The 12,093-nt window shown below is 56.8% G+C and carries 10 protein-coding genes and 1 pseudogene; 2 read left to right on the top strand and 9 right to left on the bottom strand.

Annotation, left to right across the window (positions count from 1 at the left end; genetic code table 11):
- Positions 1–201: 201 nt before the first annotated feature.
- The 7 genes from NKI49_RS22190 to NKI49_RS22160 all read right to left on the bottom strand — a co-directional run bounded on the left by NKI49_RS22190 (position 202) and on the right by NKI49_RS22160 (position 9,299).
- Positions 202–651 carry a nucleoside 2-deoxyribosyltransferase gene (locus NKI49_RS22190; protein ID WP_352604049.1) on the bottom strand — a complete coding sequence of 150 codons (450 nt, stop codon included), beginning with the start codon at positions 649–651 and terminating at the stop codon, positions 202–204.
- Between the two features lie 7 nt (positions 652–658).
- Positions 659–2,281 (bottom strand): SIR2 family protein, encoded by a 1,623-nt coding sequence (locus NKI49_RS22185; protein WP_023724114.1) that lies wholly within the window; start codon positions 2,279–2,281, stop codon positions 659–661.
- Positions 2,282–3,448 (bottom strand): GIY-YIG domain-containing protein, encoded by a 1,167-nt coding sequence (locus NKI49_RS22180; RefSeq protein WP_051410229.1) that lies wholly within the window; start codon positions 3,446–3,448, stop codon positions 2,282–2,284.
- 647 nt (positions 3,449–4,095) lie between these two features.
- On the bottom strand, positions 4,096–4,995 hold the full coding sequence (locus NKI49_RS22175) for a hypothetical protein (protein ID WP_023783743.1): 900 nt from the start codon (positions 4,993–4,995) through the stop codon (positions 4,096–4,098).
- Between the two features lie 11 nt (positions 4,996–5,006).
- Positions 5,007–7,370, bottom strand: a complete 2,364-nt coding sequence (locus NKI49_RS22170; protein ID WP_245276138.1) for a S8 family peptidase — start codon at positions 7,368–7,370, stop codon at positions 5,007–5,009.
- A gap of 103 nt (positions 7,371–7,473) precedes the next feature.
- A complete protein-coding gene (locus tag NKI49_RS22165; protein WP_023783745.1) occupies positions 7,474–8,556 on the bottom strand; it encodes an AAA family ATPase in 1,083 nt (360 codons plus the stop codon).
- Positions 8,557–8,876: 320 nt separating this feature from the next.
- Positions 8,877–9,299, bottom strand: coding sequence for a hypothetical protein (locus tag NKI49_RS22160; protein ID WP_023783746.1), 423 nt, complete (start codon positions 9,297–9,299; stop codon positions 8,877–8,879).
- Positions 9,300–9,699: 400 nt separating this feature from the next.
- On the opposite strand from NKI49_RS22160, the pseudogene NKI49_RS22155 reads away from it, so the two are divergent.
- Together NKI49_RS22155 and NKI49_RS22150 are read left to right on the top strand one after the other, a co-directional pair.
- Positions 9,700–9,834: pseudogene (locus NKI49_RS22155) on the top strand (ATP-binding protein); the annotation flags it as partial.
- 68 nt (positions 9,835–9,902) lie between these two features.
- Positions 9,903–10,286 carry a hypothetical protein gene (locus NKI49_RS22150; protein WP_023783747.1) on the top strand — a complete coding sequence of 128 codons (384 nt, stop codon included), beginning with the start codon at positions 9,903–9,905 and terminating at the stop codon, positions 10,284–10,286.
- Positions 10,287–10,291: 5 nt separating this feature from the next.
- Here NKI49_RS22150 and NKI49_RS22145 read toward each other — a convergent pair whose 3' ends face one another.
- Positions 10,292–10,786, bottom strand: a complete 495-nt coding sequence (locus NKI49_RS22145; protein ID WP_435053056.1) for a toll/interleukin-1 receptor domain-containing protein — start codon at positions 10,784–10,786, stop codon at positions 10,292–10,294.
- Positions 10,787–11,097: 311 nt separating this feature from the next.
- Entirely contained in the window at positions 11,098–12,054 is a 957-nt protein-coding gene (locus NKI49_RS22140; protein ID WP_352565664.1) for a BstA C-terminal domain-containing protein, read from the bottom strand.
- Positions 12,055–12,093 lie beyond the last annotated feature (39 nt).

Here is a 12,093-nt window from a genome sequence, read left to right as displayed (position 1 = left end):
CAGGAAAACAGCCCCCATAAACCGCTACTCTTGCAATTCCAAAGCCGCTCTCTGCCTCAATCAACATGCCACATCAACGGCTTGCGGATAGTTCACGGTCGACCAACTTGAAGGAATTGCTGAAGCAATGAAGCAACGTAGTGAGTCTCTTTGCGGGTCGACGAACACCCCGCGATCATGACCGGGTAGCGTGTCGCCCCTTCAACCTGCGTCGCGTGCGGAGAGAACTCCTCCGCGTAACCAGGCAACGAGTTCGATGGTGTTAGCAAATATCTTCTTACATCCTGCAACAATCATAGGATTGTCGCCAGAGGGTAGCAATGTTCGATCATCGGTCTTGAGACCAAGGCACAACTTGTTGAGCGCACGACCGTAGCCAATTTCAAATGCCACCCCTTCATCAATCGTGCGACCATCCAGTACAGCAACGATACAATCGCACCTTCTAATGGCATTGATGTCCGCCTCAAACACCAATTGCCTCGCAGCATCCACTGGCATCCCTCCATCCACTAGATCGCGCATGAGCTTTCCGTCGCGTTGGGGAAGAAAAACGTGCGCCATAGGCTCAAGAAGGCTTGTCAGCCGCTCATTGAAGCTGCGCTCAATGTCGTTGAATAGCGGGGCTGCCAGATAGATACGCATGGACATTCGAGCATCATTCATAGCGCGCAATAATCGTGTTGAGCTCGGTCGGTTCATATTCCTCAAATAGAACGTGCCGAGCCACTTTGCGAGCAATGTCACCCGGACTGTTCTCATCAGTTGAGAGGACAAACGACGGATTGTAGATCGTTTTGAGGGTCATAGTCTGTGCATCAAAATAGGGTTGCTTGCCCGCCTCCTCCGGAGGGCGACCTCGCGCCATATTTCGCTTCACTAGCGTCTTGGAGTCAGCCTCAATAAATATGATCTCTCCTTTCTGAAGAGGCTGATCGCGAGTTACTAGATCGCGCAATGCATGAGACTTTATCTTATTCTCGTCATCGCTTTTAGAGAAGGCATAAAGATCCAAAGGGGCACGATCCATAAAATGAAGCCCCGCCGTCGCCGCATGCATACGACGATTCTTCTCCTTCAGTTCCGAATATATGAATTGATCGATAATTGCCTGCTGCTCTTCACCGATTTTACTCGACGCCATATACATCTCACGAGGAGGTGGCCGTGTCCATTCTTCGTGTGTGTGAAAGCATCGCAAGTGCTCAAGCAATGTCGACTTCCCAGAGGCGACAGGCCCCACTATATAATAGTGATACCGAGAGCGCCGATCCTCTCCAAGCGTTTCTACGGTTTCACTGAATCCTCTTTCATCAAGATTAAGGATCTCGAGAAAATCTCCGATCTCAGCAGACGTTAGAAATATCGTTACCAAGTTATAGAGTTCGAGATTGGCCTCGAATATGTCCTGCCTTCTCGCCTCTGATAGGGCCCCTTCTTCCTTGATCCAATATATCATATAGTGATGATTAGCTGGGCTCTTATCACGGTTGAGACGTAGGTAGTTTTTGAGAGAGCTGTCGGCAAGCGAATGACCAATCAACAGCATTGTGTTTTGAACAAAGCGAAGAAACAGATACTCAGAACTGACACCCGGGGAACGTGCACGAGCATCCGCGAAAGAATCTTCCGTGAATATCAGTTGGGGGCTGCGCTTCTTAAGGCTGGCACGGGGCAATATTCCGTTGACGTGATAAACTGTCGTCAGATTCCCTCGATCCGTAAGAGGTGGTTGCCAAGTGACGCTTAGGGCGTTACCGGACTCGCTGCCAAAGGCGCTTTGCTTTACTTGCTCCCCTATCGCATCAGCCAGGAGGTCGTCGAAGTTGAAATTTATTACGAGTGATACTTTGCGAGAAAGATCACGCAGCTGTGCGAGATAGGGATGCGTTTGTATAACCTCGGCGATTGTTTGCGGGACTTTCTCATAGATCGCCTTGTGAATAGCGTCGCCCCATTCATATTCAACCGTAGCGGACCTAAGCTCTGCCGGCTCCGTGACAGGACATGCCCCTCTAAAGCGATGATAGATGATCTGTCCGAGATATTCAGGTTGGAGCCCCGCCGCAACGTGTGCTGCTAAATCATCAGGGAGGCCGCCCTGAATCTCCGCAAGCCTTTTCAATAGGTCCTGCCATCCAGGCACCTTGGCGTCGATTGAAATCCCGGCTCCGGTCACCAGGTTCAGCCGTTGCAGTCTCAGCCTCTGGTAGAGGTGGCACAAAAATCGAGGGAGACGCGGTTGTCGCGCGATGGCGGCATGAAGATTACTAACCATCATTCAGACCTCGAATATCGAGGCGATTGAGCCCGCTGCGGCTGGATCATATTTCCCCCCGACCCCACGGATGTTCCATAGTCCAGATTGGCGGATTTGCGCTACAGGAGATTTGAGGCCGAGCCAGTCAGGACTGGGATAATCAATTGTCCGCATCGATTCGCTCAACAATGCAATCAGCTGCATCTCAACCTTAGCTCGCAAACTTTCCTTGCTAGGTTCGTCATCAACTTCGAGCAGAACCACCTCTAAACCCTGAAGATACCGAGAGACCGCAAGCTCATGCTCCATCTCCAAACTCTTCACCTCGGGGCGCGCGTCCTGACCCTCACCCCAAGTCGGAAGGCTGCCATGGCCGAGGCCGGCCTCCAGCATCGCTCTACCAATGTGCAGACGGAAGATGGAGCCACGATGGTTGCCGATCTGACTGGAAGGTCCTAGGTGATTGCGCAATCGACCCCGCAGAGAGGCCTTCGAGCCAGCGCTAACTGCGTGGGTACCGATCCGCACCACTCGGTAACCAGCGCCCCGGAAGTTCCGTTCCGCGCCGTCCAAGAAGATATAGACTCCGCGTTTTGGTACGGATCTCGACGAAAGTTCCCTGAACGAGAACACACGGTCCGCTATACGCTCTTCAGCAATCCAATTATAGAGCCGATCCAGGTCCTGTATCCTTGCGGCCATTCGTTTTGCTTCCGTTAGCCAAATGGCGTGGTCAGAGTATCCAAGCCCCAACCAAGGCGCGACGATATCCAACGGAGAGGCCCTAGCTCTGTTCAGCTCCAGCAACGGCATACTGTATTCGTTAGCAGCAAGCAGCGTCACCTGCCTGCTTTCAGCACGAGCAGCAAGCGCATCAAGCACCTGCTCAGCCCAATCGCGTTGATTGGCTTCAGGCAGATCGGGGAGATTGAGATCATACGGCGCGATAACCATCTCGCCCCCGACGATCCCATGTTTGCCCGACAAAATTGCGTAGGGCGCCCCGAGCGATCGAACAAGATTGATGCAACTTTTGAATCGGTCCGAAGTATAGAGCTGATCTGCGGGGGCGGCTTCTTGGCGCTTCTTTCGGCCGCACCCAATGACAATGAGTGGAACGACACCATTGCGACCCAGCACAGCTTCTCGGAGAAGCATGGCCGGAGCCTCGAACAGTTCGCCCTGCATCAAGGCAATCCTTTGGCTGGATCCGCGGCTTTCATACTGTGGAATGGCTTAGCAAGAGCGAGCCGACAAAGGACCAGACCAACCGTTAACGCCACTGGGTCCCGATGGACAACGATTCGACGAATCCTTGCGGCGCCTACGTCATGGCTATCACGCAGTGATCGACCGACCTTAAGCTGAACAAGCCTGTGATAAACAGCAGCCTCAGCGCCATATGGCTTTTTGGTAAGGCTCGCGCGCTGCCAAGGAGCACCGGGCTGCGTCCGTGTGCGTGTAAGATCGGGTGCAATTCCTATGCAGCTGACTACGGCAGTTCTGTTTGTCGCCACCGAACTTCCAGAGGCTGCCGCGCCGCCTGCCTTCTTAGCCAATAGGTCTATTCGTGCGAAAACCGGGCTGACGTAAATATCGAGCCTAGGCAGATCAGCCGGCAACGTGGCGATGACCCCCAGATCGTCCAGCACCTCGTCAAGTTTGCGACTCTTGTGAATGGAATTGGGTTTCGTGCCGAGGAGAGATGGGAATTCTCGGACGCCCAAACCCGTCTTGCCAAGTCCGTCAATAAAGTCATCATAGGACATGATCGAGCACAGCTTCTCACACAATTCTGTGACTTTGCTGCATTGAACCATGTGTCCCCTCGACGCTCAAGGCGCTCCTTGAGCGGCTCGAGTGACCCCAAAGATCATGTAATTGAGAGCGATCGGGGGAGCGCCGCTGAGCTTGGGAGCGACAGTCCCGCTCTGCCTGCTAAAGACGAAATCGCTCCAATTCCAGCCGACCTCATTTGTCTGCACAACGACATATGAGCCTAAACGCAATTTGGCGGAAGTGGCCGTTTTCGAGAAATCCAAGCCCAGACCGAATGAAAAGACAGGCCGGTTGTTGCCTTGCTTCTCGATCGCACGAACAACGCCCTTAGCGAGCTGAACGAAGGGCACGAGCACGGGCTGCGCGGTGGTAAGAAGCGATAGCCCTTCCTTGAAAGCAGAGTTATCCAGCGCTTCCACCAACATGTCGGTTCCGCCGCTGCGAACGTTGATGGTGCGCCCTTCGAAGCTCAGGCCGTCGTTGCCAACGTTCACTCCGACGAAGATGGGCAAGCTTAGCAACGGGGCTGCGCTGCCGTCAGTGGCGATGGTCTTCAACGCAAAGCGCATCTCCTCCGACTTGCTCCCAGCCTGGTTCTTCCCCGTAAATTCGCACAGGATCTCATGGCGTCCGAAGCCCGGATAGTTGTGAACGTAGAATCGATCTAGGGTGATTTTCAAACTTGCGCCTTGGAGCTTTTCATCGGGCGTCATCGACGTTGCGTGAACGATGTCCAGTCTATCTCCTGCCGAAGACCCATTCTCAGGAATGAATCCGATCGCGGCGCCAGTATTGGCCCATTGGTCGTTGGTGAAGAAGGGAACGCTGATCGCCTGACTTCGAGCCCCCAGCTGATGGAAGCGGGAAGCCGCTTCATCATCACCGATCTCCTCCAGATAGGCGGCGATCTCCAAAGGATGCCTCTCTCCGATGCAATCTGATTTGTTGAATTCCATTCGGTCCCCTTTCAAACACGAACGCGCGGCCTTGGCCGGATGGCTTCGCGAACGGAGGCGTAGATGTCCTCCAGCACGGTGGCGCCGACTTCCAACGTCATCGCGAGCGCATAGGGAACCGCAGCCTGCTGGAAATTCCGGTGGGTAGCGCGCGCCTGGACTCCTATGAACAGTCCGCTGGAATCCATGAAGGCAGTGCTGTTGCTTCCCTCAAGGATGAAGTGCACCACGGTTCCGCGCCTTATATCATCTGGATGGGGCTGCATGATCGTCTTCACACCTCGCCAGAACTTACGCTTTCCGTCCTGGTCGACGACGTCCAGCATCACACCCCGATAGGCGATGGACGTTGGATGGATCGGGGGCAGCCATGCGAGCGTCATCGTGATCCTACGGATCTCCCTTGAGCGGATCATGCTGGTTGGGATTGGAATACGGTACTCGTGAAGCTGCTCGTGGCTGATCTCATCATCGGCAAGCAGGGTGACACGGTTGACCGCACCTGATATCACCCGCTCGACCGCCGGCTTGCCGTATCCTAGGAATTTCGTGACCGTTGCCCTGCGCCGCCGCCATTGTTTCGTGCCCGGCGGTGGATAGGAGGCGTCAAGCAAGGTACCGGCACCGCCCCACTGGGAGCCATGCACCAGCAATGCTTTTGTGGCGAGAGCCGCCCGTTTGAAATCCCGCAGGCTGACGCCATCTTCGGCCAGCACCTCTTCAAGAGCGTCGATAATCTGGATACCTGAACGCGTTACGAGAGCTGCTGCGTTGCTCGTTCCGGTCGAGCGACGGGTACGCGTAACAGATCCGGCCGAAGGGTCGGGTGCCGCTGTCTCCAGGCCAATGTGTCCAATCTCGTCCGGCCAGACAAGGTGCCCATCGGCGTGATCGGCTGCCCTTGCGACCTGCCGACCTCCAATGTCCACAATCTCCGGCTTGAGTGAACGGTTGATCCCAGGGCCGATTGCCGATCCGAGATTTGGAACGCCAATCGGCGCGAATGGGTCAATAGTGTCTGAAGGGCAGGCGCCCGCCCCGTCCGCATGCACGGCACCCACGCTTAGGACATTCATGGCCTCGGCAGGGCTGAGCAGACCGCGAATGCCCTTGCTTGCCTCGACCGCACGAATTAGCGCGATCTGTCGTTCCAACGGAGAAGCCGCGTTGAACGATGCCTGGTCTGGATATCCGGAGGGAAACCGTGCTGTTATATTTCCGGCGCTGACCACGAACAGGATGCCGTATTTGTGCGATAGCCAGTCAAGCAGCCGCGCCCAGGGAGTTGGCCGACGGACGAAAGGCCCTTCTGCGTCGCAGATCGAGTGATTGATGATCAGGACGTCTGGCCCCGCCGGCCCAGCGTGCTCGTGCCCTTCCTTCAGGGCGAAGACCGCCCGATAGATGATGCCGATAGGAAGAAGGTCCTGGTCGGTACGCTCGTCATTGAGATGCTGTGGTGCGGCCAGGACAGGAACCGCCTTGAGGCTTCTCGTCAGTGGCGCCTCTCCATTTGCTAGATCACCGTGGATGATCAGGGAAGCAATCGCAGTACCATGATATCGCCGAGCGACGGGAACCGAGGCGCTCGGCACATCAACCTCGATGACATCCACCCGCCCATCCAGAAGCCCGTGGTTCTGCATTGGATATCCATCCAAGATCGCGGCCACCGCGGGACGCAGTCCGTCATTTGCGCCCTCACGCAGGCTAGTCACCGCAGAGTCCGGCTCTGAAAGAGGCCTGGTGGCGTATAGGGACTGGGGACGGATCGACATGATCGGGTCGGCATTGGCCAAGCGCCCAGTGCGGGAGCTGATCGCGCTAGCCTGTTGGGCCGGGACCTCGATCAGTGCCACTTGGTACCGGATGGGCTCGATCGTCACGAAATCGACAATTCTGCCATCGACCGCAGAAAGGATGCCGTCGAGCGCCTGCTTCGCATTCTTGCGGAGTTCCTCGTTCTCGTGGAACCACAGATCGAGTTCAAGGCGTACCGGCGCCTGCGGATCCTTCGCGAGACGGCGGTGGATGAACAACTGGGTGGCCGGTTCAATCCTGTCAGAAGCATTCCACAACCGGATCTTGGAAAGGTAGCCGAATATTTTCCACCAATCCTTTTCGTCTTCGCGAGGCGATAGCTTCGACTCGAACCGCCGCCACATGGCAAGCAGCTGGCGCATGCCGTTCTCGGTCGGCATGGTGAGGTAGAGGCGAGACATAGCGGAGTCGGCATCTCCCGCGTCGTCCTGGTCCGCATCGTCATCGGTGACAGGGTCGGGGTCGGAGCCGACGTAGTCCTCGGTCAGCCACTCAAATCCAAGCTGCTCGGCGGCGGCAACGAACCGTTCAACCGGACCGATGGTTTCGAACACCAAGGCCCGTTCGGGAGAAGCGAACGCTGCATTCGTGGTTGCCCCAGCTTCTAGTGATTCCTTTAGGAGGGCGATGCCCGGAGCCAGCCTCTTGGATTGTTCCTCAGAGGAGCGAGCCCTTGGGAAGCGAGCCTTTCGGCTCCCCTTTAAGCGCTTGAGCACGTTTTCGCTTCGGCGAATCCGTATGATCGGACGGTCTGCTATCTTCAGTCTCCCCCTGAATCGACCGTTTCCGCCGGAGCTTGGCCAGACCTTCAAGCAACGCTTGGTCGGCGGCAAGTTTTCCGCGAGACAAAACGACCTTCCTTCTCACGTCCAAAGTGAACGCTTCGATATCCGAGAAATTCAGGCCGTTCAATGTGCGTATGAACCTTTCCTCAATAAAAGCAATAGAGTTGCCGTAATCTTTTTGGAGTCGATGGAACCACTGGGATATTTCCTGTGGACGTGGAAGTGGCACGTCCACTCGAAGCTCGAAGCGCCGCCATACGGCCCGATCAAGGAGTTCTGGGTGGTTGGTAGCGCAGACAATGACGCAGTTGGCCGGTATTGAGTCCATCTGCAGTAGCAGCGAACTTACCACGCGCTTGATCTCTCCGGTCTCCTGGGTGTCGCCACGTTCCTTGCCAACCGTGTCGAACTCATCGAAGAACACCACGCAGGACTGCCCGGCGACAAAATCGGTTAGCTTACGAAGGCGAGAGGCGGTCTCGCCAAGATAGCTCGCAATAAGTCCGTCATACCGAACGACGTAGAACGGCAGCCGCAGCTCGTGTGAGAGGATTTCGGCCAGACTGGTCTTGCCTGTTCCCGGCGGCCCGACCAACAGGACCTTGTGCCGAGGCTCGAGACCGTGGGATCTCAACAGTCCCATGTCTCCGTACTCGTCAATAAATTCCTGGATTTCTGCCGACGTCTCCGGAGGCAGGACGAGATCCTTGAGCCTACGGTTCGGCCTGAGCTCGACAAGTACATCGCTCAGCTCTGGTGGGATGGCGTATCCACGCACTCTCGACGCATTAGACCTCTTCCTACGGTTTGCGTCGATTGCGTCGACTATTCGCTCAGCGATTCCGTTCTGCTGTTGGGCCCGGGCCTCGGCAACAAGCGCCTGAAGCGGCAGCGAGGCACGATCGCTGGAAAAGCTAAGATCGTCATCCTTCCGTGCGATGCCGGTTCGCGCCATTATCCGTTACCTTCCGCGCTCGAGTCGTCCCCAATACGGCGCTGTTTCCCGTAATGATAAGGCAATTGGCAGCCAGCGCCAGAGGCAGTGCCCAAATAGCTGCCCTCTCCTGACGATCTACTGTCGTTCGAAACCCATTAACGTTCGGTTTTAAGGGCTGCCACGGCGATTCGAAGGTGACACGGCTTCTATGAGACGTGCACTACCTTCTTCCACGCCGCGCCGCCATTACGAAACGCTCGGGCGGCTCCTTGTCGACAGATGTTCCAGGATACCCTCTCACTGTACAACACCCGGGACTTGTTTGCACATGGTGGCGATCAAGCGCGGCCGCGAGCTGAGGCCATCAGCGACCGCACCATGCCATGAGCGTCGATACGATCCGTCTTCGCCCGCTTCGCGCGCCGGTCCACCAGCAGGCTGGCCGGATCGATCACCACCACCCGCATGCCCTGGGCGCCGAGCCGGCGCTTGAGCCAGAAGCCCTCATAACCCGCCTCGTAGCAGACGATCACGGTCGGCGAGCTGGTCGCTGCAACGGCGAGCTTCGTCCGCGCCCTTTCAATCAGTACTAAAAGGGCATCCACGTCACCGCAGGCAATGGTGTGCAGCGCGATCTTGTCGGTCAGCCGCGTATTGAGACCAACCACCCATTTCGACCGGCTCATTTCCACTGAAACGAAAACGTCGCCGCCAATGGACGCATCTTCAACCGCTATTGCTGCTTCATTCTCTTGGGGCATCGTCCTTTCTCCTGTTCCGCTTCAACAAGCCGAACCGTATCAGGTGGTGCGACTCGCCCCATAGGATCTCTAAGTTTTAGGCCGCCGGTCGCACGGCTGATTACCAATGCCTTTTCCTGGCCCGTGAGGTTGGGACGCTATCACTCGCCAGGCGGAAGCTGGACCGCTCGGCGCCGGTTCCTTCGACAGCGATCCCCGAGTTCACCAATGACCGGCATGCGTCGAGAACCGACCAAGGCACTTCATCCAACATTGGCCTTTGGTTCATTGGTGAGCGTCAAAGCCTGAGGAGCATCGATGGCCGGCCTGCGTAGGCTCTGATGGCTCACAAAACCGACAGAGATCAGCCTGACAAAAACCGAGCTCTTGTTCGCAACAGAGAGCGCCAGCGTTTGAAGCCGCCATTCCGATCCTGTCGCAACTGCTCAAGGCCGAGACGGCGGAACGCGAGGTCAGGTCGACAGCCTATCAGCTCAAGATCGCAAGCTTTCCAGCCTATCGCGATCTCAACGGCTTTGACTTCGCCAGCAGCGAGATCAGGTCGTCTTCGAACAGCGCTCGAGCGCTATGTGGGCATGCGCCAGAGATTGGGTTACAAGTATCATGGCGCCGCTCGACGGTTGTCGGATTTCGTCACCTGAGGCTCGCGGCGCCGAGACCATCACCGCGGCGCTGGCAATGAAGTGGGTGACGTTGATCGGCCGACAACCGAGTTGGTCCATCCGCCTGACCGATGTGCGCTGCTTCGCTCAGCACCTCGCTCATTTCGACCCCATGACGGAAGTGCCACCTCAAGACGCTCTGCCGCCGGCGCGGCGGGCAAAGCCCTACATCTATACCGATGCTGAGATCACGGCGCTTCTGGCGGCGGCACTGGCGCTGCCGCCGGCAACGCCCTCCGTCGCTGGACATATCATTGCCTGTTCGGATTATCGCGGCACTCACTGGGATATTCGCCACCAGCAAGCCTGGTTTCCCCTATGGTAGCTGATCTATGACCTCGCCGTAGCGACCAGTTCAGCAATTTTGGCAGCGACTTCCGCCATCGACTCTTCGGCCGTGCTCAATCCGGCTCGGGAGGCTAGCAGGAGGCTGACCTGCTCAAGCTCTTCATAGGTCGTTCCGTGAACAACCGGGACGAGCCGCTCACGCCGGAGGAGCGCCGAAAGCTCTTTGTCTGCAATGCCTTCTGACGGAAGGCGGCGCAACATAGCCGGAGTCACCAAAACGATACCGACGCGCGAATTCACCAAGCCCTTGTCGATCGCCCGCATCATCGGCACCCCGAGGCCGAGGTCCTTCTCGCTGAACCACACGCGGACACCGCGCGCTTCGAGCAGATCATGCAATTCTTTGGCAGAGCCCTGCCTGTCATCCCACGCGTGACAGAGAAACACGTCTCGAAGGTCTGGCTGCGAGGCAGCCAGTTTCTCCACATTTTCTCGAACCGGCGTGAGCGCCTGCACTTGTTCAGGAGTGTACCACACAGCCGAACCTGCTCCCGACCAGCGCGGCTTTGCGGTGCGGCGCCCCGACGGGCCGCTGCTTCGACCGCCGCTGCTCCCGGAGGAGGAGGAGGAGGAGGAAGGGGACGAGTATGATCCGTAGCTTCTGTCGCCGCCGCCATACCCGCCGTATCCACCGAAGCGGCTATACCGACTCCCGCATGCAGGACAGTCGGCTGCGGCTGCCGATGAGCGATGGCCCCTTACTGGTGCAGTGCATCTAGCCATGCCGTTCCATCTCCTTCACCACTCCGCAAGCTCGCGGAATTATTGATGCGCTGTGTATAAGTGATCTAGTTTGGTCTAGGTCCGGCGATCTTATCGGGAACGAGAGCCGAAATTGCCAATTGCGCAAACGAGGGCGGAAGATCGCCCTTGGCTACCTTGCCAGCCAAGTAGCCTTTGAACTTACCACCTTCCAGATATTCGTCTTGCAGCCATTCCCTGTACGCTCCCAGAGCCGCCAGAGGGTAGCACCACGATTCATGCGGGTTGGCTTTCGCCTGTGGATGGTCGTCAGGATAGCGGTGCGGGTATTTGCGCCGAATGCCGTGTATCTCTGACAGGTTGTTGTCGTCCCAGTACTTCGACCAATGCTGGCCTATCGAGATGTCCACGACGAACTTTTCACCAACGTCCGCCCCGGCCACGATCAGCTCGTAAATAATGGTGTGAGCCTCGTTGAAGACGTGGAAATGCCCCTTTGGCGCGGACTGATAGTTCAGAGCCAGCCGTTCATGCCATTTCGCAAAAACATCCTTGCCCCGGCGCGGATCGTAGCCGACTTGGCTATAGATCATGTCGCGAAGACGGGATCCGGCGAGAATGCGGTAGTTGTCGCGGGCTTTTTCCGAGACGTTCACCCCGGCGTCTATGGCGTAATATTCCATGATCGCAAGGCTGACATCTGCCGGGTAGCAGTAGTGGGTTACGCCCCGGTGCGACACCTCGATATGAGCGGTTGCTGGGACTTTTCCGACCTTCTCGAGGATCGCCTTTATCCGCTGAATGCGAGGTTTTTGATCGACATCGTTCCACTGGCTGCTGATTGTGCCAATGTGGGCGTTCTGCACGTCGCAAAGCGCCGCGAGACCGCGCTGATTAAGGTAAGGCGTCCCGTCTGAAAGAACGCCCATAATAACGCCGTCAATCTCCCGCTCTTTTTCTACAACGAGGGGCAGATTGGGCTGATTTCCTTTTGGGCCGATCTGGCCAGATTTCATCGCTAAGCTATTGATTTTAAGTGACATTTTGGTGATTTCCTCAGACTGATTATCTGCAACCCTGAT

It is taken from the genome of Mesorhizobium sp. M0587, assembly GCF_040320945.1.
Lineage (GTDB): Bacteria > Pseudomonadota > Alphaproteobacteria > Rhizobiales > Rhizobiaceae > Mesorhizobium.
The sequence above is the reverse complement of the archived record's forward strand: the minus strand, read 5'-3'. Positions and strand labels throughout refer to the sequence as shown.

Excerpts from the sequence above, each read along its gene's own strand:
- NKI49_RS22190 (WP_352604049.1), bottom strand. The coding sequence starts at position 651 with ATGTCCATGCGTATCTATCTGGCAGCCCCGCTATTCAACGACATTGAG.
- NKI49_RS22185 (WP_023724114.1), bottom strand. The coding sequence starts at position 2,281 with ATGATGGTTAGTAATCTTCATGCCGCCATCGCGCGACAACCGCGTCTC.
- NKI49_RS22180 (WP_051410229.1), bottom strand. The coding sequence starts at position 3,448 with ATGCAGGGCGAACTGTTCGAGGCTCCGGCCATGCTTCTCCGAGAAGCT.
- NKI49_RS22175 (WP_023783743.1), bottom strand. The coding sequence starts at position 4,995 with ATGGAATTCAACAAATCAGATTGCATCGGAGAGAGGCATCCTTTGGAG.
- NKI49_RS22165 (WP_023783745.1), bottom strand. The coding sequence starts at position 8,556 with ATGGCGCGAACCGGCATCGCACGGAAGGATGACGATCTTAGCTTTTCC.
- NKI49_RS22160 (WP_023783746.1), bottom strand. The coding sequence starts at position 9,299 with ATGCCCCAAGAGAATGAAGCAGCAATAGCGGTTGAAGATGCGTCCATT.
- NKI49_RS22150 (WP_023783747.1), top strand. The coding sequence starts at position 9,903 with ATGGCGCCGCTCGACGGTTGTCGGATTTCGTCACCTGAGGCTCGCGGC.
- NKI49_RS22140 (WP_352565664.1), bottom strand. The coding sequence starts at position 12,054 with ATGTCACTTAAAATCAATAGCTTAGCGATGAAATCTGGCCAGATCGGC.